At 70.8% G+C, this 25,416-nt stretch carries 22 protein-coding genes; 9 read left to right on the top strand and 13 right to left on the bottom strand.

Going from position 1 to position 25,416, the window contains the following annotated elements; all coding sequences use genetic code 11:
- Position 1: 1 nt before the first annotated feature.
- Positions 2–217, bottom strand: a complete 216-nt coding sequence (locus ACLJT4_RS32860) for a heavy-metal-associated domain-containing protein (protein WP_411127937.1) — start codon at positions 215–217, stop codon at positions 2–4.
- A 310-nt stretch (positions 218–527) separates the two neighbouring features.
- Here ACLJT4_RS32860 and ACLJT4_RS32855 point away from each other — a divergent pair, with 310 nt between their 5' ends.
- The 4 genes from ACLJT4_RS32855 to ACLJT4_RS32840 all read left to right on the top strand — a co-directional run bounded on the left by ACLJT4_RS32855 (position 528) and on the right by ACLJT4_RS32840 (position 6,174).
- Positions 528–1,937 (top strand): MFS transporter, encoded by a 1,410-nt coding sequence (locus ACLJT4_RS32855; RefSeq protein WP_411127935.1) that lies wholly within the window; start codon positions 528–530, stop codon positions 1,935–1,937.
- Between the two features lie 15 nt (positions 1,938–1,952).
- Positions 1,953–3,788, top strand: a complete 1,836-nt coding sequence (gene asnB / locus ACLJT4_RS32850) for an asparagine synthase (glutamine-hydrolyzing) (RefSeq protein WP_411127933.1) — start codon at positions 1,953–1,955, stop codon at positions 3,786–3,788.
- Positions 3,789–3,799: 11 nt separating this feature from the next.
- Positions 3,800–5,077, top strand: coding sequence for a cytochrome P450 family protein (locus ACLJT4_RS32845; RefSeq protein ID WP_411127931.1), 1,278 nt, complete (start codon positions 3,800–3,802; stop codon positions 5,075–5,077).
- 164 nt (positions 5,078–5,241) lie between these two features.
- Entirely contained in the window at positions 5,242–6,174 is a 933-nt protein-coding gene (locus ACLJT4_RS32840) for an L-tyrosine/L-tryptophan isonitrile synthase family protein (RefSeq protein WP_411127929.1), read from the top strand.
- A 201-nt stretch (positions 6,175–6,375) separates the two neighbouring features.
- Here the strand turns inward: ACLJT4_RS32840 and ACLJT4_RS32835 are convergent, their stop codons facing one another.
- The 5 genes from ACLJT4_RS32835 to aceA form a co-directional block, all read right to left on the bottom strand.
- The gene (locus ACLJT4_RS32835) at positions 6,376–6,843 is read right to left on the bottom strand and encodes a DUF417 family protein (protein ID WP_411127927.1); all 468 of its coding nucleotides are present in this window, start codon (positions 6,841–6,843) and stop codon (positions 6,376–6,378) included.
- A gap of 298 nt (positions 6,844–7,141) precedes the next feature.
- Complete coding sequence (locus tag ACLJT4_RS32830; protein WP_411127925.1) at positions 7,142–7,774, bottom strand: hypothetical protein; 633 nt, start codon at positions 7,772–7,774, stop codon at positions 7,142–7,144.
- Positions 7,775–8,239: 465 nt separating this feature from the next.
- Positions 8,240–9,109, bottom strand: coding sequence for a 3-hydroxybutyryl-CoA dehydrogenase (locus ACLJT4_RS32825; RefSeq protein ID WP_411127923.1), 870 nt, complete (start codon positions 9,107–9,109; stop codon positions 8,240–8,242).
- The gene (aceB, locus tag ACLJT4_RS32820) at positions 9,106–10,698 is read right to left on the bottom strand and encodes a malate synthase A (RefSeq protein ID WP_411127921.1); all 1,593 of its coding nucleotides are present in this window, start codon (positions 10,696–10,698) and stop codon (positions 9,106–9,108) included. Before aceB ends, ACLJT4_RS32825 begins: the two co-directional genes overlap by 4 nt.
- Before the next feature lie 103 nt (positions 10,699–10,801).
- Positions 10,802–12,085 (bottom strand): isocitrate lyase, encoded by a 1,284-nt coding sequence (gene aceA, locus ACLJT4_RS32815; protein WP_411127919.1) that lies wholly within the window; start codon positions 12,083–12,085, stop codon positions 10,802–10,804.
- A gap of 387 nt (positions 12,086–12,472) precedes the next feature.
- On the opposite strand from aceA, the gene ACLJT4_RS32810 reads away from it, so the two are divergent.
- Entirely contained in the window at positions 12,473–13,885 is a 1,413-nt protein-coding gene (locus tag ACLJT4_RS32810; RefSeq protein ID WP_411127917.1) for a short-chain fatty acyl-CoA regulator family protein, read from the top strand.
- Positions 13,886–13,972: 87 nt separating this feature from the next.
- On the opposite strand, the gene ACLJT4_RS32805 is transcribed toward ACLJT4_RS32810, so the two are convergent.
- The gene (locus ACLJT4_RS32805; protein ID WP_411127915.1) at positions 13,973–15,418 is read right to left on the bottom strand and encodes a short-chain fatty acyl-CoA regulator family protein; all 1,446 of its coding nucleotides are present in this window, start codon (positions 15,416–15,418) and stop codon (positions 13,973–13,975) included.
- Positions 15,419–15,623: 205 nt separating this feature from the next.
- Here ACLJT4_RS32805 and ACLJT4_RS32800 point away from each other — a divergent pair, with 205 nt between their 5' ends.
- From ACLJT4_RS32800 to ACLJT4_RS32790, 3 genes are read left to right on the top strand one after another with little or no spacing between them, the layout of a single operon-like run.
- The gene (locus tag ACLJT4_RS32800) at positions 15,624–17,132 is read left to right on the top strand and encodes an MmgE/PrpD family protein (RefSeq protein ID WP_411127913.1); all 1,509 of its coding nucleotides are present in this window, start codon (positions 15,624–15,626) and stop codon (positions 17,130–17,132) included.
- Between the two features lie 2 nt (positions 17,133–17,134).
- The gene (prpB, locus tag ACLJT4_RS32795) at positions 17,135–18,040 is read left to right on the top strand and encodes a methylisocitrate lyase (protein WP_411128009.1); all 906 of its coding nucleotides are present in this window, start codon (positions 17,135–17,137) and stop codon (positions 18,038–18,040) included.
- Between the two features lie 16 nt (positions 18,041–18,056).
- Positions 18,057–19,193: a bifunctional 2-methylcitrate synthase/citrate synthase gene (locus tag ACLJT4_RS32790; RefSeq protein WP_411127911.1), complete on the top strand. Its 1,137-nt coding sequence runs from the start codon at positions 18,057–18,059 to the stop codon at positions 19,191–19,193.
- Positions 19,194–19,522: 329 nt separating this feature from the next.
- Here the strand turns inward: ACLJT4_RS32790 and ACLJT4_RS32785 are convergent, their stop codons facing one another.
- From ACLJT4_RS32785 to ACLJT4_RS32760, 6 genes are all read right to left on the bottom strand, one after another.
- Entirely contained in the window at positions 19,523–20,053 is a 531-nt protein-coding gene (locus ACLJT4_RS32785) for a carbonic anhydrase (protein ID WP_411127909.1), read from the bottom strand.
- Between the two features lie 173 nt (positions 20,054–20,226).
- Positions 20,227–20,574 carry a nitrile hydratase accessory protein gene (locus tag ACLJT4_RS32780; RefSeq protein ID WP_411127907.1) on the bottom strand — a complete coding sequence of 116 codons (348 nt, stop codon included), beginning with the start codon at positions 20,572–20,574 and terminating at the stop codon, positions 20,227–20,229.
- Positions 20,571–21,170, bottom strand: a complete 600-nt coding sequence (gene nthA / locus ACLJT4_RS32775; protein ID WP_411127905.1) for a nitrile hydratase subunit alpha — start codon at positions 21,168–21,170, stop codon at positions 20,571–20,573. The genes ACLJT4_RS32780 and nthA overlap by 4 nt, the downstream gene beginning before the upstream one ends.
- Positions 21,167–21,838, bottom strand: a complete 672-nt coding sequence (gene nthB / locus ACLJT4_RS32770; protein WP_411127903.1) for a nitrile hydratase subunit beta — start codon at positions 21,836–21,838, stop codon at positions 21,167–21,169. Before nthB ends, nthA begins: the two co-directional genes overlap by 4 nt.
- A 266-nt stretch (positions 21,839–22,104) precedes the next feature.
- Positions 22,105–22,863 carry an SDR family oxidoreductase gene (locus tag ACLJT4_RS32765; protein ID WP_411127901.1) on the bottom strand — a complete coding sequence of 253 codons (759 nt, stop codon included), beginning with the start codon at positions 22,861–22,863 and terminating at the stop codon, positions 22,105–22,107.
- A gap of 126 nt (positions 22,864–22,989) precedes the next feature.
- Complete coding sequence (locus ACLJT4_RS32760; protein WP_411127899.1) at positions 22,990–23,676, bottom strand: SDR family oxidoreductase; 687 nt, start codon at positions 23,674–23,676, stop codon at positions 22,990–22,992.
- A 799-nt stretch (positions 23,677–24,475) separates the two neighbouring features.
- Here ACLJT4_RS32760 and ACLJT4_RS32755 point away from each other — a divergent pair.
- Positions 24,476–24,880, top strand: coding sequence for an ester cyclase (locus ACLJT4_RS32755; protein ID WP_044373083.1), 405 nt, complete (start codon positions 24,476–24,478; stop codon positions 24,878–24,880).
- Positions 24,881–25,416 lie beyond the last annotated feature (536 nt).

The following is a 25,416-nucleotide window of genomic DNA, read 5'->3' as shown; positions in this document are numbered from 1 at the left end:
ATCAGGCGGCGACCGGGTCGACGACGCCGTAACCGGCCTCGGCGATGGCCGCGCGCAGCGGCTCGTCGTCGAGGCCGGTGCCGTGCACCGTGACGGCCTTCCCGGCGAGGTCCACCTCGACCTCGCGCACGCCCGATACCTCGGACACCTCTTCCCTGATGCTCGCCGCGCAGTGCTCACAGCTCATGCCGGTGACGGTGTACTGCTTCTGGGCCATGGGGAACTCCTGGGGTCGTGGGGGCTTCCGTTTGCGGACCGATCCGCGGGCGCGGAGGGTGAGGGCGGCGCCCTCACCTAGGAGTCGGCCGGTTGGACCATGGAGTTCCGCGGATCGGCGGGGGAGTGCGGCCGTTCCGTTCGCCGTTCCCGGCGCCGCTAACGGAACCCGACCCGCCGTGCTGGTCAGCCCGGAAAACCAGCCTCCCGGTCACATTCTTGGGAGGTGCCGGGAACTCACCTTCGATTCCTCACGACTCCTCAGACGGGACTGTCGTCGGGCAGTCCGTTCTTGAGGATGAGGGGGAACGGTGGCACACCACGATCCCGGTGCAGGACCGCTCGATCGCGTACCCGCCGGCGAGGACCGCTGGCCGCTGGTCGCCGTCTCGGGCGTGCTGGCGTTCATGGCGATGCTCGACATGAACATCGTCAACGTGGCCCTGGCGGACATCGCCGACGGTCTGCATGTGTCCACCGCGACCGCCCAGTGGGCGGTGCTGGGTTACCAACTCCCGGTGGTGGCCTTGCTGTTGCCGGTCGGCCGGTGGCTCGACGGGGTGGGGCCGCGTTCCGCCGTGCTGACCGCGACCTGCGGATTCGGCCTGTGCAGCGCCTTGGCTGCCGCCGCGCCCTGGGCGGCCTGGCTGATCGCCGCCCGTCTCGCGCAGGGTGCCTTCGCGGCGGTGCTCTTCGTGCTGATGCCGGTCCTCGCGGTCCGTTCCGTGCGACCGGAGAAGCGTGGGCGGGCGATGAGCGTGCCCGCCACCCTCGGCCCGTTGGGCGCCGTGACCGGACCGGCCGTGGGCGGGCTGCTGCTGGACCACCTGGGCTGGCACGCGGTCTTCCTGGTGAAGATCCCGTTCTGTGTGCTCGCCCTGGCCGTGGCCTGGAAGGTCATGCCGAGGGACGGCGGGTTGCGCCGGCCCGACCGGCGCGCGGTGGCGGACGCGCTGCTGGTGGCCTCGGGCGTGGCGGTCCTGCTGCTGGCCCTGACCCTGGCGTCGGAGCGCCCGGCGTGGCTGGTGCTCGCGCTCGCGGCGGTCCCGACGCTCTGGTGGTGGTCGCGTGGCCCGGGCGGCCGGCCGGTGGCCGGTGTGCTGCGGGCCACGGGACTGTTCCGGGCCCACGGCGCGGTGCTGTCCCTCGCGGCCGGATTCGCCGCCATGCACTACGTCGTCGCCCTGCACCTGCAACGTGACGACGGTGTCAGCGCCACCACCACCGGGCTGATCGTTCTCGCCTTCCCCCTCGGGATGGGCTTGGCCGGGCAGATCGGGGGGCGCCTCGCCGACCGGTACGGCGCCCGGCCGGTCGCGGTCGCCGGCGCCGCGGTCACCGCCACCGGCCTGCTTCTGCTGATCCCGTTGGGCGACGGCTGGTCACCCTTGGAGGTGGCCTGGCGGTTGGCGCTGGCCGGCGTCGGCATGGGCCTGAACGGCGGCCCCACCCAGGCCCTGGTCATGGGCACCGCACCACGGGACCGGACCGCGACCGTCGGATCCACGATGCAGCTCGCCCGCACGCTCGGCTTCACCCTCGGGCCCGCCCTGGCCACCGCCGTCTGGGGGCTGGCCGGACCCGACCAGGGCGTACGGGCCGGGCTCGTGCTGGCCGCCACCGCCGCCTGCTTGGCCGTGCCCCTGATCGCCCTGCCCGGCAGAAGACCCGCACCCGTCCCCGAGACGACGACCGACGCGGCACCCGCCGCCCACCACTGACACGGAGTCACCCGCATGTGCGGAATCACCGGCTGGGCGTCCTTTCACCGCGACGCCCGCACGCAGGCCCCGGTCATCGGGGCCATGACCGACACCCTCACCCCGCGCGGTCCGGACGCGCGCGGCATCTGGCTCGGCGAGCGCGCCGCGCTCGGCCACCGCCGCCTGGCCGTCATCGACCTGGCCGGCGGCGCGCAGCCGATGACCGACCGCCCCGACCGCCCCGACCGGCCGACCCTCGTCCTCAGCTACAGCGGCGAGGTCTACAACCACCACGCACTGCGGGCCGAACTCCGGCGCCGTGGGCACCACTTCCGCACCCGCAGCGACACCGAGGTGGTACTGCGCGCCTACGCCGAGTGGGGCGAGGACGTCGCCGGCCATCTGGAGGGCATGTTCGCCTTCGCCGTGTGGGACGAGCGGGCGCAGCGGTTGCTGCTGGTACGCGACCGCCTCGGCGTCAAACCTCTGTTCTGGGCGGCCGTCGACGGCGGCCTGGCCTTCGCCTCGGAGCCCAAGGCACTGTTCGCCCATCCGGAGGTCCGGCCCCGGGTGGACGCCGACGGGTTGCGGGAGGCGTACAGCCTGCTGTTCAACACCGGGCCCACGGTGTGGTCGGGCGTACGGGAGGTGGAGCCCGGCGGTCTGCTCGTCCTGGACCGGGACGGCATCCGCGAACGCCGCTACTGGCAGCTGGAGGCCGACACCCACGACGACGACCGGGACACCGCCGTCGAGCGGGTCCGTGAGCTGGTCGGCTCGGCCGCCCGCAGCCAGCTGGAGGCGGACGTCCCGGTGTGCAGCCTGCTGTCCGGCGGTATCGACTCCACCGTCCTGACCGCGCTCCTCGCCGACGAACTCCGGCTGCGGGAAGGCCCGGACGCCCGCATCCGCTCCCACGCCGTCGACTACAGCGACCAGGCCGAGCAGTTCACCGGCGACGTGCTGCGCACCGGCCACGACACCCCGTACGCCACCGAGGCCGGCGCGTTCATCGGCACCGACCACAGCACCGTCGTCCTCGACCCGCACGCCCTGCTCGACCCCGAGCACCGGAAGGCGGTCGTCGTGGCGAGGGACTCGCCGATCGGCGTCGGCGACATGGACACCTCGCTGTACCTGCTGTTCGGCGAGATCCGCAAGCACTCCACCGTGGCGCTCTCCGGTGAGGCGGCGGACGAGGTGTTCGGCGGCTATCCCTGGTTCCACGATCCGAAGGCGCTGGCCGCGGACACCTTCCCGTGGCTGCTCGTCAACGGTGACGACGCCGCGATGCCGCTCAACGCCGAACTCGACCTGAGAATAGGGGAGTTCCGCAATGACACGTATCGCAGTGCCCTGGCCGCCGTACCGCATCGGGACGGCGAATCCCCCGTCGAGCACCGCCAGCGCGAGATGCAGCACCTGTCCCTGACCCGCTGGCTGCGCCAACTCCTGCACCGCAAGGACCGGTTGAGCATGGCCCAGGGGCTGGAGGTTCGCGTCCCCTACTGCGACCACCGCCTCGTCGAGTACGCCTTCGCCACGCCCTGGGCGCACAAGAGCTTCGACGGCCGGGAGAAGAGCCTGCTGCGCGCCGCCGGCGCCGGACTCGCGCCCCATTCCGTACTGCACCGGCCCAAGAACCACTACCCGGCCACCCACCACCCCGACTACAACCGCGGCCTCCAGGAGCTGGCCCGCGACGCCCTGTCCAGCGAGCAGGTCCGCGCCCTGGCCGACGAGTCCCGCCTCAAGCCCGCCCTCGACACCCCGCCCGACCAACTGGTGTGGGGCCACCGCCTCCGCCTCGAACGGGTCGTCGACCTGGCCCTGTGGCTGGACCACCACCGACCCGAACTCGCCCTCTGAGGAGCCCCCGTATGACCATCCAAGAGCCACCCCTGCCGGCCGCTGAGCCGAAGCCCCGGCCCGAGCCGCTGCCCGACCCGGTCCCGCTGACGGGCTGCCCCTACAAGAGCGACCCCTACCCGCTCTACGAGCGGATGCGCGAGGCCGGCCCCGTCCACCGCGTGCTCTTCCCCAGCGGTGTACAAGCCTGGCTCGTCACCGGCTACGACGCGGCCCACGCCGCCCTCAACGACGACCGCCTGGGCAAGAACCACGACCGCGGCAACGACCGCTGGCGCGCCCGCGCCTCGATCATGCCCGAACCCCAGCACTCCCAGCTCCAGGTCCACCTCCTCCACCAGGACCCGCCCCGGCACACCCGCATGCGGCGCTTCGTCACCGACGCCTTCACGCCCCGCCGCATCGAGAGCCTGCGCCCCCGCTTCCAGGAACTGGCCGACGCCCTCATCGACGCACTCCCCGAATCCGGCCCCGCCGACCTCGTCGCCGGCTTCGCCGCACACTTCCCCTTCCAGGTCCTCGCCGAAGTCATCGGCCTCCCGCAGCATCTGGCCGCCCGCTTCGACCGCGACTGGGGCAAGGTCGTCCAGCCGGTCGGCCCCACCGACCCCGGACGCCCGCTGTACGAGGCCCGGCTGCACGGCCTGCAGAACTACATCGCCGAGGTCGTCGCCCACAAGCGCGAACACTGGGACGACGACCTCCTCAGCCGCCTCGTCGTCGCCCGGGACCGCCGCGAACTGTCGCAGGAGGAACTGGACTCCATGATCTTCCAGCTCCTCGTCGCCGGACAGGAACCGGTCACCAACCAGATCACCACCGCACTGATCGCCCTCTTCCGCCACCCCGACCAGCTCGCCCGCCTGCGCGACGAACCCGACCTGCTGCCCCGCGCCGTCGAGGAACTCCTCCGCTACGACAGCGCCTTCGAACTGACCACCTGGCGCTTCCTCGACCAGGACGACGATCTGCACGGCACCGACGTCCCGGCCGGCGACTCCGTGATCGTCTCCCTGTGCGCCGCCAACCGCGACCCGCGCCGCTTCCCCGACCCCGACACCCTCGACCTCGACCGCACCCCCAACCCGCACCTCGCCTTCGGCCACGGCATCCACTTCTGTCCCGGCGCCGCCCTCGCCCGCACCGAACTCCAGGTCGCCCTGGACGCCCTGCTCACCCGACTCCCCGGCCTCCAACTCGCCATCAAGGACGAGGACATCGAGTGGATCCCCGCCGTCCTCGGCCGCGGCACCAACCACCTGCCCGTGGGCTACGACCGACGCCGCTGAGATGCCTCTGACACGCCTGTGACGCCGGCTTTCGGCTGACCGGGGCCGGCCACACCGCTCGCCCCGGACCCGGCTGATCCATCACCCCATCCGCCTGACGGCGCCTGGCCGCCCCTCGCCACGGCGCCATGCCGTCATGCCCGCACGCCTTCCGGAGGAACGACATGCCGCCGACAACCGAGCCGGACGCCCACACCACGAGACGCAGCATCGCGATCCTGAACCTGCTCCTACCGCACCACCGGACAACCGACCAGGGCCCCGCCCCCGCCGAGAGGTTTCCGCACCAACTGCGCCGGATCGCCCGCTTCGTACGCGACGACGCCCCCGTCACGTTCACCCTGCCCGGCTTCCCCTGCAAGTCCCCCAACCCCGCCAAAATCCTCGGCCACCTCCCCGACCAGGGAGAACGCCTCTCCCTCGGCTTCCTCAACACCCTCTGCACCGAGATCGAGCGGATCCACCCGCCCGGCGCCCGCATGGTCGTCTGCTCCGACGGCCACGCCTTCGGCGACCTCGTCCGCGTCCCCGACGAGCACATCGACGCCTACGCCGACGAACTCCGCACCCTCATAGACCACGTGGGCCTGACCGGACTCTCCGTATTCGACCTGCGCGACGTGTTCGGCGACCTCCCGCACGACACCAAACGCGCCCACCTCCACAAGAGCTACGCCCCCACACTGGACGCCCTGCGCGCCGAGGTCCGCGCCGACGACAACACCCTCGCCCTCTACCGGGGCATCACCCGCTTCCTCGTCGAGGACACCGCCGACCACGCGGGCACCCGCTCCGCCCTCCAGCGCGAGTGCCGGCAGCGTGCGTACGGCGTCATCCAGCGCAGCCGCGCCTGGGGCGACCTGATCGCCGACCACCACCCCCGCTCCGTACGCCTGTCCATCCACCCCCAGCCCATCGGCGCCCGCAAGTTCGGCATCCGCCTGCTGGACGCGCCCGATGCCTGGACCACCCCCTGGCACTCGACAGCCCTTCGCCGCACCGACGGCACCTGGACCCTCATGCCCCGGGCGAAGGCCGCCGAGTTGGGCCGCCTGATCGAGTGCGACGGCCGTCCCAGTCACTTCGAGCAGGACTGACGGGACCGGCCGACGGGTGCCAACGATCAAGCTGGCACCCATCGCTCAGGCGCTCCAGGCCGCGGCCGCCCGGCCGCTGTACCGGCTGCTGCGGCTGCTCCTCGCGGGCGGCGGTGCCGGTTCACGGCACCGGGCCCACGTGGTGGCGGCGAATGCCGGTGAAAGCAGGATGGGACAAGGCCCTGGGGAGTAGCCGGTAGTTCACACCCTGAGTGCTCGCACAGCTGTCCTCATTTCATGCTCGGGTCCCCGGGAGGTGTCCGGGTGGCTGCACAGGAAGACCCCGGCGCTGAGCAGGACGAGGTTCTTGACGACGAATTCGCCAGTCATGCTCAGCTGCCAGGGGTTGGCGTACTGGAAGGCGATCCCCGGGAGGAAGACCAGAACGCTGAAGGTGCTGAACATATGGGTGGCGAAAAGGGGCAGCAACCACTTGAGACGACGTCCGTACAGGAACCAGAGACCTACGACGATCTCCACGATGCCCACCGCGGAGACGAACCAGGTCGGGGTGGTGAACGGCACGGCATCGCGAACGAGCTTGCCCACGGGGGTGGAGTCGGTTGCCTTGAGGGCCCCGAACCATACGTAGACGGTCCCGAGGGACAAGCGCAGAGCAAAAAGCCCATGACGGTTGAGCTGACGCAGAGCGAAAGTGAATGACGGCATGCTTCTTCTCGATTTCGGCATCTAGCGATTCGCCTTCCAAGATCTCCACAGACGGTTTCGCCCCGCGACTCCCCAGAGGAACACCCATGGTGCGCAGCAGGCGAGTACTCCCGGCCCGGCAGTTCTGGGTCTTCGGCTGTCGCCGCCACCCCAGACTGACGATCGAAACCGCCCGGAACAATGGTTCGATCCGGCAGTGGTCCCGGCGCCGCCCAGCTATCAGCTGGAATTGAGCCGGCGCACGGACATCCGTGCACATCGGCAATCTGCTCATCGACCCGCGTGCGGGGACGAGCGGTCAGCGGCAGACGGGAAACGCCGGCGGACCCCTGCGGAGGACGGCGTAGCGCAGCGGCCACGCACACAGACGCCGAACGGGACCGTAAGCGGCCCCGGGACGTGTGGGGGAGGCCGGGCCGATGTGGGCGAACGACCGTCGAGCACGTCGGAGTGGCGCGAAGACGGAGGAGGCCAACGACCGGCCCAGGCGGAACGCGGCCGCCTCACCGCACCACAGCCACACCCCGCAGACCAGCGCGGCCAGGCCATGCGCGAGCCCCATACCGAGGGACCAGGAGTGTCCGGTGGCCGCCATGTCCACGGAGTCGGACATCCCGCCCATGCCGGCCGTGCCGTGGTGCGCGGCCAGCGATGCGGACAGCACGGATGGCGGCGGCAGCAACTGCGACAGGTTGAACACCGTGTGCAGCACGAACTGCGCGGCCACGGTGGCGCCGGTGACCACGAGCGCGCCGCGTTCCCGTCCGGTGAGCCACCACGCGCCCACCGTGGTCGCGGCGAACGCGTACGCCACCACCCGAACGGGCACGGTCTGACCGGACATCAGCGCGTGCCCCAGAGCCGATGCCGCCACGCACACCGTCGCGAAGACAGCGGCACGTGAGAGGCGGAGGCCAAGCCCGGAGGTCACGGCCGCCAGCGTAGGACCAGCAGCCCACACGAAAACGGATCTGGAAGGTGTGTTTCGTATTTTTGGGATATCCGGGTAAGCGCACATCGCCGTCGCACTCACCGCCGTCGACGGGTTGACCTGCGTGGCTCAAGCCGGGAGCGACCTCGGCCGGGGTGCAACGGGCAGTACTCCGGCACCGCCGGCCCCACCGAGAGTCGTCACGTAGCGAAGGTGCCCGACGGCGTGCCTTCGCCACCAAGACAGAGCTGGCCCGGATTCTGCTCGCCAGGGCGCTGTCTTCGCCGTTGCCGGAACCCTCGTGAACGAGAACTCGGACGCCCACGGCGCTTCGGCGTGGGCGGCACCACCGTCCCGGGTCCGGTACCTCGGACCCAGTGCGTAGGACGGCGGTCGTTCCCGCTCACCGAAGACCCTCATCGCCGGTGGCGGTGCGGGCCCCTCAGCCCGTGTCCCATCAGGTCATCAGTCCTGTTCGTAAGGGTGGAACCCCCGGCGCGTCTTACGGCCGAGAAGCCCTGCCTCCACCATGCGTCGGAGCAGCGGCGGTGGGGCGTAGAGGGGTTCGCGGAACTCGGCGTACAGGGACTCCGCGATCGAGGCGACGGTGTCCAGGCCGATCAGGTCGGCGAGTTCGAGCGGTCCCATCGGGTGGGCGCAGCCCAGTTCCATGCCGGTGTCGATGTCGGCGGCGGTGACGAATCCGGATTCCGCCATGCGGATGGCGGAGAGGAGGTAGGGGATCAGCAGGGCGTTGACGACGAAGCCGGCGCGGTCCTGGGAACGGATCACCGTCTTGCCGAGCGTGCGGGTGGCGAAGTCCTCGACCGCGGCGGTGGTCTCGGCCGAGGTGTGCAGCGAGGTCACCACCTCGACCAGCGGCATCACGGGGACCGGATTGAAGAAGTGCAGGCCGACAACCCGGTCCGCACGGAGGGTCGACATGCCGAGCCGCATGATCGGGAGGGAGGAGGTGTTGGTGGCCAGGACGGCGGCCGGATCCTCGACGATCTTGTCGAGGGCGGCGAACACCTCGGTTTTGGCGTCCGGGTTCTCGACCACCGCCTCGATGACGAGCTGCCGGTCGGCCAGGTCGTCCAGACTGCTGGTGAACACCATCCGTGCGAGCGCGTCCCGTGCCGCCGTCTGTTGCAGCTTTCCGCGGCGCACTGCCCGGTCGAGTGAGGCACTGATCCGGTCCCGGGCGGTGCGCGCAGCGGTCGCGTTCGCCTCGCAGACCACGGTGTCCAGCCCGGCGCGCGCACACACCTCGGCGATCCCGGCGCCCATCTGCCCGCCGCCGACGACGCCGACGCGTTCGATGACCGCGCTCATGCCCGGGCCTCCGTCCGCCGCACGAGGTGGCGGGTGTAGGCATCCGGGGTGAAGAACATCGGTAGCTCGCTGGTCAGCGTGTTCCGCTCGAAGAGGGCGCGAATGTCGTCGACGGGCGCCCACGGGTACTCGGCCCCGAGCGCGGCGGTCTCCTCGTCGAGGACCCTTTCCACGGTCCGACGGTCGATGACCCGGTGTCGGAGCCACTGCCAGATCTGCACGCGGGCGATCTCCGCGGTGGCCGCGTCCTCCATCAGCCCGTCGAGCGCGACCGCGCCCTGCCCGCGCAGCCAGGCCGCGTAGTACCGCAAGGAGACGGAGATGTTGGTGCGCACTCCGTCCCCGGTCGGCGGTCCGCTGATCCGCCGCACCGACAGCAGGTCGGCTGAGGTCACGTCGACGTCGTCGCGGGTGCGGTCGAGTTGGTGGGGGCGGTCGCCCAGGACGCCGTCGAAGACCGCGCGGCACACGGGCACGAGGGCGGGATGGGCCACCCAGGACCCGTCGAAGCCGTCCTCCGTCTCCCGCTCCTTGTCCAGGCAGACCTTGGCGAGCGCGGCCTCGTTCACGGCCGGGTCCTTGCTCGGCACCTGCGCGGCCATGCCGCCGATGGCGTGCGCCCCGCGCCGGTGGCAGGTGCGCACGAGCAGTTCGGTGTAGGCCCGCAGGAACGGGGCGGTCATCGTGACCTTGGCGCGGTCGGGCAGGAGGAAGTCCGTGCGGTGCCCGAACGTCTTGATCATGCTGAACAGGTAGTCCCAGCGGCCGGCGTTGAGTCCGGCGCTGTGCTCGCGCAGTTCGTGGAGGATCTCTTCCATCTCGAACGCGGCGGTGATCGTCTCGATGAGGACGGTGGCGCGGATGGTGCCACGGGGAATGCCGAGAAGCTCCTGGGCGAGGAGGAAGACGTCGTTCCAGAGGCGGGCCTCGTAGCGGTTCTCCAGTTTCGGAAGGTAGAAGTACGGGCCGTGACCGGTGTCGAGCTGTCGCTGGGCGCAGTGGAAGAAGTACAGGCCGAAGTCGACGAGCGCGGCGGGGACCGGGCGGCCCGCGCGTTCCAGGTGCTCCTCGTCCAGGTGCCAGCCGCGCGGGCGCACCATGATGGTGGCGAGCCGCTCGCCGAGCCGGTACTCCTTGCCCTCGGGGGTGGTGAAGTCGATCCGGCGCTCGATGGCATCGAGCAGGTTGAGCTGCCCGCCGATGACGTTGTCCCACGAGGGTGCGGTCGCGTCCTCGAAGTCCGCCATCCACACCTCGGCGCCGGAGTTGAGGGCGTTGACGGTCATCCGGCGGTCCGGCGGGCCGGTGATCTCCACGCGCCGGTCGGTCAGGCCGGGCGCGGGCGGCGCGACCCGCCAGGAGGGATCGTTGCGGAGGGCGGCGGTGACCAGGAGGAAGTCGAGCGGTGAGCCCGATGCCAGCCGCAGTGCCTGCCGACGGCGTTCCTTCATCAGATCCCGCCGACGCGGCTCGAACACCTCGGCCAGCCGGCCGACGAAGGCCAGGGCGGCGGGGGTGAGGATCTCGTCGTGCCGCTCGCCGAGTGCAGCGAGGACACGAACCTGCTGGGTGAGTGCGGTGATGGACATCGGGATCTCCTGAGGGGAAGGAGCGGAGGGGGACGGAGACGGTCGCCCGCCCTCCGCGCGGCCGAGGGTCGGCCGGACGGGGGAGGGCGTCCGGCCCGGCGGCCTAGTGGAACTGCTCTTCCTCGGTGGAGCCGGCCAGGGCGGTGGTGGAGGAGGTGGGGTTGACGGCGGTGGACACCAGGTCGAAGTAGCCGGTGCCGACCTCGCGTTGGTGCTTGACCGCGGTGAAGCCCTGCGCCTGAGCCGCGAACTCCTTCTCCTGCAGGTCGACGTAGGCGGTCATCCCGTGCTCGGCGTAGCCGCGGGCGAGGTCGAACATGCCGTGGTTGAGGGAGTGGAAGCCGGCCAGCGTGATGAACTGGAACTTGTAGCCCATCGCGGCCAACTCGCGCTGGAACTTGGCGATCTGGTCGTCGTCCAGCGCGGCCTTCCAGTTGAAGGACGGCGAGCAGTTGTAGGCGAGCATCTGGTCCGGGTGCTCGGCATGGACGGCCTCGGCGAACTCCCGCGCCTGTGCCAGGTCCGGGGTGCCGGTCTCCACCCAGATCAGGTCGGCGTACGGGGCGTAGGCCAGGCCGCGGGCGATGACCGGTGCCATGCCGTTCTGCACGCGGTAGAAGCCCTCGGCCGTGCGCTCGCCGGTCACGAACCGAGCGTCGCGCTCGTCGACGTCGCTGGTCAGCAGGTTCGCCGCGAGGGCGTCGGTGCGGGCGACGATGAGGGTGGGGGTGTCGGCGATGTCGGCCGCGAGCCGGGCCGCGTTGAGGGTGCGGATGTGCTGGGAGGTCGGCACCAGCACCTTCCCGCCGAGGTGGCCGCACTTCTTCTCCGAGGCGAGCTGGTCCTCGTAGTGGATGCCGGCGGCGCCCGCCGCGATCATCGCCTTGGTCAGCTCGAAGGCGTTGAGCGGACCGCCGAAGCCGGCCTCCGCGTCGGCGACGATCGGGGCGAGCCAGTCGGTGGTGTCACCGGCGTTCTCGGCGGTGGCGATCTGGTCGGCGCGCAGCAGCGCGTTGTTGATCCGACGGACCACCTGCGGAACGGAGTTGGCCGGGTACAGGCTCTGGTCGGGGTAGGTGTGGCCGGCCTGGTTGGCGTCGGCGGCGACCTGCCAGCCGGAGAGGTAGATGGCCTGGAGACCGGCCTTGACCTGCTGGACTGCCTGACCACCGGTGAGCGCGCCGAGGGCGTGGAGGTAGTCCTGCTCGTGGAGTTGGCGCCACAGCCGCTCGGCGCCGCGCCGGGCCAGCGTGTGCTCCTCGCGGACGCTGCCGGCCAGTCGGACGACGTCCTCGGCGCCGTAGGTGCGCTCGATGCCCTGCCACCGGGGGTCGGTGGCCCAGCGCCGCGCCAGTTCCTCGATGGCCTGCGTCCTCGCTTCTGCCATGACTGTCACCGTCTCCTCGGTCCGTGGGGGATGCCAACACTGCTGCCGGGGCGGCACAGTTGTGGCACGTCGTGTCGTACTTCTTATGGCTGGGGTGCGGCCCGCTGTCCTTCCGGATGGCGGAGCTGAGCGATGTTGCCGGTGTTGGACACCGCCGTGGCCGGGATCTCCGACGTCAGGGCCGTGAATCGGGCCCCAGTTGCAGGCGGTGGCCGTCCAGGTCCAACGGGCCGCATGGAGACTCTGACAGTGGCACTGAGTGCCAACAAGTAGGGACGCTTGCCAACTTCTGCGAATCTTCGCTCGCCGTTTTGCCAACATTGCAAAGGTCGCAGGGCCGAGCCGTTCCCGTACGCTGACCAGGACCCGGACAGCAAAGGACACGCGGTGAGCAAGACGTACGCGGGCGCGCGGCTACGGCGACTGCGCGAGGAGCGCCGCATGAGCCAGGCGGATCTCGCGCGTGTGCTGGGTATCTCCCCGAGCTACCTGAACCAGATGGAGCACGACTCCCGGCCGCTCACCGTGCCCGTTCTGCTCAGGCTGACCGAGGCGTTCGGCGTCGATCCGGGGTTCTTCTCGGAGCGGGACACGACACGCTTGATGGCCGACCTCCGTGAAGCGCTCGCCGGGGAGATCACCGAGGCCCGGATCTCCGCCGCCGACCTGCGTGACCTGGCCACCCGGCTGCCGGACGTCGCCAAGGTCCTGCTCGACCTGGGCCGCCGCAACCAGCGGTTGTCCGAGCGCCTGGCCGGGGCGGCGGACGGCCGGGACCGTGATCGGGGGACCACCTCCTCACCCCACGAGGAAATCCGCGACTTCTTCTACCGACGTCAGAACTACCTCCACGACATCGATGTCGCGGCCGAGCGCCTGGCCGGTGAGATCGGCATCCGGCCGGGGGAGGTGATCGGTGCCCTCACCGCGAGACTCACCGAGGCACACGGCGTTCAGCTGGGCGCCGAGCCCGGCGCGCGGCTGCACCGCTACGACGAGAGGAACCGCACGCTTCACCTGTCCTCTCGACTGCGGCCCGGCCAGCGTGCGTTCCGCATGGCGACCCAGCTCGCACTGCTGGAGCACGGCGAGGATCTCGACCGACTGGCGACCGAGGACTTCCCACCCGGATCGGCCACCCAGGCACTGGCGCGCATCGGGATCGCCAACTACTACGCCGCCGCACTCGTCCTGCCCTATTCCGCGTTTCATGCGGCCGCCGAGGAAGCGCGCTACGACATCGAGCGTCTCACCGACCACTTCGGTCTCGGCTACGAGACCGTCTGCCATCGACTGAGCACCCTCCAACGCCCCCGACTGCGCGGCGTACCGTTCTCCTTCGTCCGCGTCGACCGGGCCGGCAACCTGTCCAAACGCCAGTCGGCGACCGGCTTCCACTTCTCCCGGGCCGGCGGCACCTGCCCACTGTGGAACGTGTACGAGGCGTTTGCCACCCCCGGCCGCATCCACGTCCAGATCGCCGAAATGCCCGACGGGCACCGCTACTTGTGGACCGCGCGGGCCGTCACCCGGCACCGCGGCGGCTGGGGCGAACCCGGCAAGACCTACGCCATCGGCCTCGGCTGCGAGCTCCGCCACGCCCATCGGCTCGTCTACTCCGAGGGCCTCGACCTCGGCAACACCTCCGCAGCCACCCCCATCGGCATGGGCTGCCGCGCCTGCGAACGCCTCGACTGCTCCCAACGAGCTGTGCCGCCACTGGGGCGTCCGCTGCTCATCGACCAGAACAGCAGCACCTTCGTGCCCTACCCGGTCGAGAACGACGAGACCGCCGGGTGACCGCGGTAGTGGTCCTGACGCCTGCGGCAGCCTGCCGGTGGAGGCGCCGGAAGCTCCCACAGCACCTGTGAGCCCTGTCTGCCGCTGTCAGGGTGTGCGGGTTTCGACCGGATAGGGCACGTAGGTGCGCCGGTCGGGGTCGATGGCGAGGCGCCCGCCGGCCGGTGGCCGGGCCCGCTGGGCGCAGTCCCGGCGTTCGCAGATCCGGCAGCCCAGGCCGATCGGGGTGGCGGCGCGTGGATCGGCGAGGGCGATGCCCTCGGCGTAGACGAGCCGGTGCGCGTGGCGCAGTTCGCAGCCGAGGGCGACCGCGTACTCGGCGCGCGGGGCATGGTGGCCGAGGCCGCCGCGCGTGACGGTCCGGGCGATCCAGAAGTACCGTTTTCCGTCCGGCATTTCGGCGACCTGGGTCAGTATCCGTCCCGGTGCCGAGAACGCTTCGTACACCGTCCACAGCGGGCAGGTACCGCCGAGGCGGGAGAAGTGGAAGTCGGTCGCGGACTGGCGCTTGGAGATGTTGCCGGCCCGGTCGACGCGGAGGAAGGAGAACGGCACGCCCCGGCGGCCGGTGCGTTGCAGGGTGCTCAGCCGGTGGCAGACGGTCTCGAATCCGACGCCGAAGCGCGCGGACAACAGCTCGACGTCGTATCGCACCTCGTCGGCCGTGGCCTGGAAGACGGCGTACGGCATGAGCAGGGCGCCCGCGAAGTAGTTCGCCAGGCCGATTCGGGCCAGGGCCACGGACTCCGGCGTGGTCAATTCCTTGGCACCGTAGGCGAGTTGGTCCAGCAGCGGCGCGTGCTCCAGTAGAGCGAGCTGGGTGGCGAGTTGGAAGGCGCGTTGGCCGTCGCTGAGCCAGGGGGACAGGAACAGCAGTCCGGCGGTCGGGTCGAAGCGCCGGGCGTCTCCGGAGCGGCTCGGGGCCGCCTGGACCACCTTCACGCCGTGCCGCTCGGCCAGCCGTGCGGCGAGTGGGTCGGTGGCCCGTCCCGGCCTCAACTCAAGGAATTCTGCTACCCGTTCGGCCTCGGTGTCCAGTGGCTCGAAGTGGTTGTGGTGGGTGTAGAAGAAGTCCCGTACCTCGTCGTGCGGTTCACCGGTCGGCAACAACGCACTGCCACCCGGGCCCGGCGAGGCGAGGGCGGCTGCCTGTTCGGCCGTGTCGCGGTAGCGGTGGTGCAGGGCGACCAGGGCGCGGGCCACCTCGGGGTGGTCGCGGGCGGCCTCGGCGATCTCCTCGGGGAGGGGCAGCTCCACCCCGCACGCCTCGTCGGCGAGCGCGGTCCGCAGGTCCGCCGTGAGTCGGTCCTCGTCGGCGTCGGAGAAGAACTCCGCGTCGACACCGAAGACCTCCGCGATCCTCAGCAGTACGGGTGCCGTGAGGGGGCGCTGGCTCTGTTCGATCTGGTTGGCGTAGCTGGTGGAGATGCCGAGCGCACGGGCCATCTCGACCTGGTTCATCCCGTGCTCGCGCCGCAGCCGGCGCAGCTTCGCGTGCGCGTAGACCTTCCGCTCGGCCGATCGTCGGCTCATGGCGCACCTCCTGGTCGCGAGCTGCCGGGCGTCGGTGCCGGAGCAGCGATACGTGCGAACCTAGCATCCGCAGAATTCGCACCTTTCGCAGATTCGCAGCTCCGCACTGTACGGATTCCACAGATTGGAGCGGTGGTCCCGCGCGTGGCCGCCGGGCAGGCTCGATCGTGTCAGCCCTGCCCGCCCGGTATCCGCGAGGAGTCCCGTGATCGAGTACCACGTCCGTGTCCACCCCAGTGCCGACCGGCTCCCGCGCGAGGACCAGCTCGCCTGGAAGCTCGCGGCCGTCGCCACCGCCACCGACGAGCTGGACACCGACAGTGCCGCGATGGCCGTCAACCGGGTGATCGACAACGCCTCGGTGGCCGTCGCGTCCCTGCTGCGCCGCCCGGTCGCCGTCGCCCGCGCCCAGGCCACCGCGCACCGCGCGACCGCCCCGGGCGCCTCCGTCTTCGGCACCCATGCCAGGGTCTCCCCGGAGTGGGCCGCCTGGGCGAACGGCACCGCCGTCCGCGAGCTCGACTTCCACGACACCTACCTGGCCGCCGACTACTCCCACCCCGGCGACAACATCCCGCCCCTGCTCGCCGTCGCCCAGCACACCGGCCGTACCGGCGCCGACCTGCTGCGCGCCGTCGTCGCCGCCTACGAGATCCACGTCGCCCTGGTCAAGGGCATCTGCCTGCACGCGCACCGCATCGACCACATGGCCCACCTGAGCGCGGCCACCGCCGGCGGCCTGGGCGCCCTGCTGCGGCTGCCCGCCGAGACGGTGTACCAGGCCATCCAGCAGGCGGTGCACACCACGACCGCCACCCGGCAGTCCCGCAAGGGCGAGATCTCCAGCTGGAAGGCGTACGCGCCGGCCTTCGCCGGCAAGGCCGCCGTCGAGGCGGTGGACCGGGCGATGCGCGGCGAGACGTCCCCGTCGCCGATCTACGAGGGCGAGGACGGCTTCCTCGCCTGGATGCTGGACGGCCCCGACGCCGACTACACCGTCACGCTCCCCGGGCCCGGCGAGCCGCGCCGCGCGATCCTCGACACCTACACCAAGGAGCACTCCGCCGAGTACCAGGCCCAGGCGGTCATCGACCTGGCGCGCCGACTGCGGGAGCGGACCGGTCCGTTGGAGCACGTCCGCTCCGTCGTCCTGCACACCAGCCACCACACCCACCACGTCATCGGTTCCGGTGCGAACGATCCGCAGAAGTACGACCCCACCGCCAGTCGCGAGACCCTCGACCACTCGGTGCCCTACATCCTCGCCGTCGCGCTGGAGGACGGTGCCTGGCACCACGAGCGCTCCTACGCGCCGGAGCGGGCCGCCCGGCCGGAGACCGTCGCGCTGTGGCGGAAGATCACCACGGTCGAGGACCCGGAGTGGACCCGCCGCTACCACGACCCCGACCCGGATCGCCGCGCCTTCGGCGGCCGCGCGGTCATCACCCTCGACGACGGTTCGGTGATCGAGGACGAGCTCGCGGTCGCGGACGCGCACCCGGCCGGCGCCCGGCCCTTCGACCGCCCCGCCTACGCGGCCAAGTTCCGCACCCTCACCGAGGGCGCCGTGGCCCCGGGCGACCAGGACCGCTTCCTCGCCGCGGCCGAACACCTCGCCGAACTCACCGCGGCCGACCTCGACGGGTTGTTCCCGGCTGTCGACACGCAGACCGTGAGCGACTACGACGCGACCCTGCCGAAGGGCCTGTTCTGATGCTGCTCCACACCCGGACCACGCCCGCCGAACGCCGCCGCGCGTTCCGCCAGCAGCTCGCCTCCGGCCGCCTGCTGCGCATGCCCGGCGCGCTCAACCCGCTCTCCGCCCGGCTGATCCAGGACACCGGCTTCGAGGCCGCCTACCTCTCCGGTGCCGTCCTCGCCGCCGACCTCGGCCTGCCGGACATCGGCCTGACCACCGCCACCGAGATCGCCGCCCGCGCCCAGCAGACCACCCGCGTCACCGACCTGCCCGTCCTGATCGACGCGGACACCGGCTTCGGCGAACCGCTCAACGCCGCCCGCACCGTGCAGCTGATGGAGGACGCCGGCCTGGCCGGCCTGCACCTGGAGGACCAGGTCAACCCCAAGCGCTGCGGCCACCTCGACGGCAAGACCGTCGTGGCGCGCGAGGAGATGGCCCGCCGGATCCGGGCCGCCGTCGACGCCCGCCGCGACCCGGACTTCGTGCTCATGGCCCGTACGGACGCCCGGTCGGCCGAGGGGCTCGACGCGGCGATCGAGCGGGCCAAGGCGTACGTCGGCGCCGGCGCCGACGCGATCTTCCCCGAGGCCCTGGCAGACGAGTCCGAGTACGAGGCGTTCCGCACGGCCATCGACGTCCCCCTGCTGGCCAACCTGACCGAGTTCGGCAAGACCCCTCTGCTGGACACCAGCACGCTGGAGAACCTCGGCTACAACATCGCCCTGTACCCGGTCACGCTGCTGCGCCTGGCCATGGGCGCCGCGGAGGACGGCCTGCGCACCCTCGCCGCCGAAGGCACCCAGGAATCCCTGTTGCCCCGCATGCAGACCCGCTCCCGCCTGTACGAACTCCTCGGCTACGCCGACTACACGGCCTTCGACTCGGCCGTCTTCGACTTCACCCTCCCGCCCGGGACCTGACACACCGGAGGCACCCATGCCCGCCACCGCCCCCGAGATCCACCGCGGTCTCGCCGGTGTCGTCGTCGACACCACCGAGATCTCCACCGTCATCCAGGAGACCAACTCCCTCACCTACCGCGGCTATCCCGTCCAGGACCTCGCCGCCCACCGCTCCTTCGAAGAAGTCGCCTACCTGCTCTGGTACGGCGAACTCCCGGACACGGCCCAGCTCCGGGACTTCCAGGCCCGCGAACGCGCTCTGCGCCCCCTGGACCGCACCACCCTGGAACTCCTCGCCCGGCTACCCGAGACCTGCCACCCGATGGACGTCCTGCGCACCGCCGTCAGCTTCTTCGGCGCCGAGGACCCCACCGAGGACGACGGCAGCCCCACGGCGAACCGCGCCAAGTCACTGACCCTGTTCGCGAAACTGCCCACCGTGGTCGCCGCCGACCAGCGCCGTCGCCGCGGCCTCGCCCCGATCGCTCCGGACCCCGACCTCGGGTACGCGCAGAACTTCTTCCACATGTGCTTCGGCCGCGTGCCCGACCCGGAGGTGGTCCGCTGCTTCGAGATCTCCCTCGTGCTGTACGCCGAACACAGCTTCAACGCCTCGACGTTCACCGCCAGGGTCGTGACCTCCACGCTCTCCGACCTCTACAGCGCGGTCACCGCCGCGATCGGCGCGCTCAAAGGACCGCTGCACGGTGGGGCCAACGAGGCCGTGATGCACATGCTGGAGGAGATCGGCGACCCCCAGCGGGCCGAGGAATGGCTGGACGGGGCACTCGCCGCCGAGCGGAAGATCATGGGCTTCGGCCACCGCGTGTACAAGCACGGCGACTCCCGAGTACCGATCATGCAGAACGCCCTGGACCGCCTGGTCGCCCGCGCCGCCGACCCGGAGTTGACCCGCCAGGCCACCCTGCACGCCGCCCTGCGGCACGCCGTGCTCACCCGCAAGGGCATCCACCCCAACCTCGACTACCCGGCGGGCCTGGCCTACCACCTGATGGGCTTCGACATCCCCGCCTTCACCCCGATCTTCGTGATGAGCCGCATCACCGGCTGGACGGCACACATCACGGAGCAACTCGCCCACAACTCCCTGATCAGACCGCTCGCATCCTACGAAGGGCCGAACCAGCGGGCGGTACCGGCGGCCTCCTAGCGGCTCCCGTACGGCCGAGGGCCGCGCGAGCAGTGCCTGGGCCGCTCTGCCGAAGCCGAGGTACCCGACCTCGGAGTGCGGGCGGTGGTCAGGCCGGCCTGGTTCGGGACGGTGACCCTGACCTCGTCGACCTCGGGCAGCGTCACCGGGTCAACGGCCTGTCCGTCCGCGGCGCGAGGCGCCGACCACGCCGCCTCGGCGGTCGAGCGCCCGTGAGCGTCGCACATGCCGGCAAGCGCCTCCCCGTCGATCCGACCGGTGGATCCCGGTACAAGCAGCAGGCCCACGCTGGTTGCGCCGGCCGGAGCCGCCGCGGGCGCCGCGCGGTGTCATGCGTCCACTCGCGAGGGCGGGACGACGACGTCGATGAGCCCGGTGGCCACGTCGTAGACGAGCCCCGAGACGAGGACTCCGGCCCGAAGCTTCTGCTTGAGGATTCCTACGTCGACGCGGACGGCGGCGACCGGGTCGGTGACCGCCTTGGCGTCCAGGTCTGCGGCCGGGACTTCGAAGTAATCGGCCAGCAGCTCGGGGAACGCGGCCAGGTCCGTGATCCCGCAGTCGGTGTGGTGCAGGACCGCATAGTGGTCGGCGGCCGGGCCGGGGCCGCCCGTGCGGGCCTGTACGACCTTCGAGAGCATCCCCAGCGTCCGGAGTGCCGCGGGTGTGACCCGCCCTCCGACGTTGCGGATCACCGCTGCCTCGCCGAGCTTGAGCCTGAGCACGTCGGACGGGTCGACACGAGGGTCGACGCATCCGATGACCGTCAGTCTGCCGCTGGGCATGAGCTTGAGGTCGGCGAATGATCCGCCGTCGGCGAACTCGGCGTTCCGCTTGGCTAGTTCGTCCGTATCGATCACTGTGCCGGTACCTCATCCTGCTCTGAGCCTGGCCTCCGGGTGAAGCCGACGCCGACTTCCCGTTGCCGTCAATCGTGGCCCGCCGTCGCCGCCCGTGCCACTCGACCTTGCCCCTTGGCTTACCGCGATGAGGGGATGCGGGGCACCGAATCGGCCTGGGAGGCGTCTCGGAGTCAACGCGCGTGGTCGCGGTGGTCGTGCCCCGGGGAGCGATGAGCCATGGCTTGGGCGCGTGCGATGACTTCGTCCTCGGACACGGCGCTGAGGTCGGCGAGTACGTCCTCCAGGGCGCCCAGCCATAGTCGGTAGTAGTGGTACGGCTCGTCGTGCTCCCGCGCGGCTGTCCAGGCGGTGATCCGGGCGATCAGCGCGGTCTGGAATTCCGGCCAGCTGAAGACGCCCGCCTCGTACAGGGTGACGGCCATGCCGAAGGCGCGGCTTTCCCACGGCTCGGCGAATACCAGTTCACCGTTGGAGCGGGGAGGCGCTGCCGGGCCCTCGCTGTCCAGCGGCGTGCTCACGGTGTCGCCGCCTTGGCCACGCCGACCATCGCATCCCTGGTGATCAGTGGCACGAGTTCGTCTTCCGTGAGGTGCTCGGTGCCGGGTGGACGTTCGGGCAGTACGAGCCAGCGCACCTCGCTGGTGGAGTCCCGGACGGTGATCTGCACGTCGTCGTCGAGTACGAGTCCCATTTCGGCCAGCACCGTGCGCGGTTCCCTGACCACGCGCGCGCGGTAGGCGGGGTCCTTGTACCAGCTTGGCGGCAGGCCGAGGACCGGCCAGGGGTAGCACGAGCACAGCGTGCACACGACGACGTTGTGGGCGGTCGGAGTGTTCTCGACCACCACGATGTGCTCGCCCTGTTGTCCCGAGAAGCCCAGTTCCTTGATGGCGGCGGTGCCGTCTTCGAGCAGACGCCGCCGGTAGCCGGGATCCGTCCACGCCCTGGCGACGACCTTGGCACCGTTGAGTGGGCCCACGCTCGTCTCATAGCGGGTGATGATCGCGTTCATGGCCTTCGGGTCGATCAGGCCGCGCTCGGTGAGGAGTTGTTCGAGCGCCTCGGTGCGCAGCGCCACGGAAGGGCTCTCCTCGGAGCCGCCGGTGGTGGTCATGCGGTGGTCTCCAGATAGCTCTCGTAGACGTCCACGGTGACGGTGAAGGGTTCGGCGTCCGGGCCCCACAGCTCGTGCGAGTCGAACAGCACCGAGTACACGTATTGCGGGTTTTCGCCCATGAAGTGAGCGTTGGTGTCCGGCAGGACGTGGGCGGGCTGGATGATCTCCACCACTCCGGCGTGCCCCCGGACATAGCCGGGCAGCCGGGTGTGTCCGGGCACGGACACGTTCCTGGCGCGGACGCGCTGGCCGACGCCGAAAGCGGGGGCGGTGTCCAGCGAACGCAGCGAGCCCTCGGCCGTGGGCGCGTAGTGCGGCAGCACAGGCTCGGTGACGGGCGGCTCCGGCACGTGTTCGCCGCTCAGGTTGCGGGCCCGTGCCTCGACCGCGCCCGGCGCCAGGATGGCGCGCTCGGTGAGCATCAACTCGCCGGCGTTGAGCCAGCGCCCGAAGTAGCCGTCGTCGAGGTAGTGCGCTCGGTCCAGGCGCTCCAGTGCGTGCCGAAAGGCGTCCGTGTTGATGCCGCCGCTTGCGGCGCGGCTGGAGAGGATCGCCAGCGCGAACGCCTTGCGCTGCCAGTCCTCCGCGAAGACGGGTTCATCACGCTGAGGTGGATGTACGGGGCCCCATCCCTGGGTACCCCCCATGTCGGCGATTCCGTCCATGGCACGACCTCTCTTTCGCGCATAAAGGCGGCTATATGAAGGGGTATTCACCGGCGTACCGTCGGAGGCGGTCGATCTCCGTTCTCTCCGCGTAGTCCTTGCCCTCGCTGCGGAAACGACGGGCGCGCGGCTGACATCCACGTTCGTCAAAGGCCCCCAGGAAGTACTCGCGGCGCTGACCACGTCCCTCGCCCCGTACCGCGACCAAGCCCGGAGCACACCATCGCGGGCCACCGCGATGCCCGGCAGCTGACCGCCACCGGCGCTCAGCCGACGAGCTGCTGGCCTCCGTCGACGTCATAGGTCGCTCCCGTGAGTGCGGTGTTGGTCATGATGTGCACGGCGAGCGCCGCCACGTCCTCGGGTACGACTACGCGGCCGATCGGCAGTGTGGCGCGCAGTTCCTCGCGGCGGGCGCCGAGTGCGTCACCGAGCAGCCGGGCCGACAACGGTGTGTCCACGAAGCCGGCGGCGATCAGGTTCACCCGGACCGGCGCGAGCTCAAGTGCCAGACTGGCTGTGAACGCGGGCAACGCGGCGGTGACCGCGGGGGCGACACCGAGAGCAGCCCGGATCCGGCGGGCTCCGGTGCCGCCCATCAGCAGCAGCGTGCCGCCCGGCCGTACCGTGCCGGCGCAGTGGCGCGCCACCTCAAGCGCGAGCACCATGTGGTCGCTGATCGCCCGGCGTGCCTGTTCGGCGTCCATGTCCAGAAGGCGCCCATAGGACGGGCCACCCGCGGTGACCAGCACGTGATCGATCGGCCCCGGCAGTTGCTGGAAGAACCGCTCCAGCTGCGCCGCGTCATGGGCATCGAAGGCCGCGGTGCTGAGCGCATCGGACTCTTGGGCCGCGGCGCGCAGCCGTGCCGGGTCCCGTCCGGTCAGGACGACTGAGGCGCCCTGGTCACGGGCGAGCCGTGCGGTCGCCAGCCCGATACCTGCGCTCCCGCCGATGGCGACGAGGGTCTGCCCGTGCAGGCCCCGGCCGAGGGAGCCGTACCCCGCAGGCGGTTCAACAGTCACGAATCCTCCTGCGGTGCGGTCGTGCCGAGGTTGTCCTGAGGGCCGATCCAGCACCTCGCCAGGCTGCCGCAGGCGCCAGGCGGTGATCCGCGGCAGGCAGCCCCGTAGGGCCGAGGTGGCATCTCCTCACTGTTCGAGGGGTTGCGACAGAGCATGTTTGACCTGCCGAGTCCGCTCGTCGGCAAGGACTTCGACCCGGTCGTTCGCCAGTGCCTCCATGGTCTGCTCCGCAACATCATCCGCACCGATCTTCGGCGCGCCCGTGAAGGAACTGAGATCCGTTTCCACGAACCCGGCGTGGACACCGATCACGAGAGTTCCCTGCTCGCGCCGCCCTTCCCGCAGTGCGCCCGTCAAGGACCACTGGGCTGCCTTGGAGGCCGCATACCCGGGATAGTCCGCCCGGGACGCCCAGGAGGCGGCCGACAGCATGTTGATCAGTGCGCCACCGCCATTACGCGCCAGGACCGGCGCGAAGGCACGGGACACGGCCCAGGTACCGAAGTAGTTGACCTCCATCGCCTCGCGCGCGCCGGCGAAGGAGCCAGTCCACAACTGGGTGTCGAAACCTCCGACGCCCGCGTTGTTGATCACGATGGTGACGTCATCGGCGGCCGCGGCCGCCGCGGCGATCTCTTCCCTCACGGTGACGTCCAAACGCAGCGGAGTCAGGTCCTTGTCGCCCACGCTCGCCGGATCGCGGACACCGGCGTAGACCCTCACTGATCCCCGCGCGATGAGCGCGCGGGCGAACGCGTAGCCGATGCCACGATTGGCCCCCGTGACCAGGGCGGTCGATCCTGCGATCTCCATCGCGCTTCCTTCCCACTGCCGCCTGCCGATCAGCGAGGGACGCCCCTGCGATGGGAGGCTCTGCCGTCGCGCACGCAGGTTGCCCACGCCAGAAGTCCTCTCCACCACCAGCGTGCATCGGGCGCCGCAGCGACGCATGTGAGGCGGCTCCCGGTTGCAGGACCCTCGTCCACCGTCAGCGACCAACCCTCACAGAGCGACCTCCGCCGAGATGACGCACGAGGGCTTCCCAGAACCCCGGCACGCGGCGCTGACCTGGTCGAACGGTGGGGGCTCCGTCCGGCGGCCCCGGCACGCAGTGGCCGCACCGCCGACGCACCGGCGGCCGCTTCCTCCCCACGGCCTTCGTCCCGGCCGTCTTCGCAGACGAACAGTGGATTGGTGCCGTGTGCGGGTGCCTTGGCGAGCGCAACGGCTCCTTCGAAGGCTTCGAGCGGGAACGGCTGGCCTGGGGGATGCTCAGCACCTCATCGGCGACGAGACCTCGGACCCGGCCAGTGCGCGCGAAGCAATCTCGGGTGAGCGTCAGGGCGCCGCCACCGACACCGTCCTACTCGCCTGGCGCGCCCGCCAGGCGGAGAACGGCGAACTGCCTCTCCGTGTCGGTGACCCGCCGCCGGCCTCCCGCGTCGGGGAACCACACGAGCGCCCCGCCGCTGCCGGTGTGCGCGGGCGCCGCGTGCTGTACTTCACCAACCCGCAGTGGTGCCCCAACACCGCCCGCCACGCTGGGCCTGGCACCCACCGACACCCCGGCCTCCCTACCGACCTCCCAGCATCGAACAGCAGGTGACCCACCATGAGCACCACCGAGGACCAGAACAAGGCCCTTGTCCGCGAGGCGTTCGACACCCTGTTCAACCAGCGGGACTACCCCGCCGCAGAACGCTTCTGGTCCCCCGACTACATCCAGCACAGCGCCCACATCCCTCCCGGCCGCGACGGCCTGTTCAACCTGGTCAAAAGCCTCCCGGCCGAGCTGAAGCACGAGTGGGAGCTGATCATGGCGGAAGGGGACACGGTCATGGTGCGCGGGCGCTTCACGGGACACGGCCAACCCGCCCCGTGGATCGCCGTCGACTTCCTCCGCGTCGAGGACGGCGTCCTGGCGGAACACTGGGACGTGATCGAGGACGAAGTCTCACGCGAGCAGTCCGCGAGCGGCCTGCCGATGTACGGCGACGCCTTCCCAGAGGAACGCTGAAGCCCAGTTGCCGCCTGCCACAAGCGCGGCCCGCCTGGTGGGTCGGAAGGGAGACCTACGAGCAGAGCACGCCGCCTCGGCAGCGACTCGGTGGGCACCGAGCACGTGCTGCCTGCGGTCCTGGCCTCCCACGAGGTCGTGTTCCGGCACCCGTACCTGGCGGGGGAGAGCACCCACCGGCGCCGGCTCCCGTTACGCGGGCGGCGAGCGACCGATGGACGACGCGGCAACTGGACCGGTAGCTCATGCACGTCCTGGCCCGGCTTCAACCTCCGGTCCGAGTCCACCTGATGGTGGTGTCCGCGATCCGGTGGGCGGTGCGGTCGGGTGACGGACACCCGCATGCACGCCAGATTCGGAAAGTCGACACGATCTGTGCCATTTTGTCGCTGACGACTGCATGGGCACCGATGGCGCGGTGGCGTTCGATCCACCACTTTCGGAAGTTGACCCGGGACGGAGGAGGTGACCGATGGGCAGTGGCGGACGGCCGCCGGCTCCGGGCTCGGGTGGGCCGCAGGGCCCGAGATCGGACG

The organism is Streptomyces sp. x-19 (genome assembly GCF_046549115.1).
Taxonomy (GTDB): domain Bacteria; phylum Actinomycetota; class Actinomycetes; order Streptomycetales; family Streptomycetaceae; genus Streptomyces; species Streptomyces albulus_C.
This window is presented reverse-complemented; position numbering and strand designations above follow the sequence as displayed.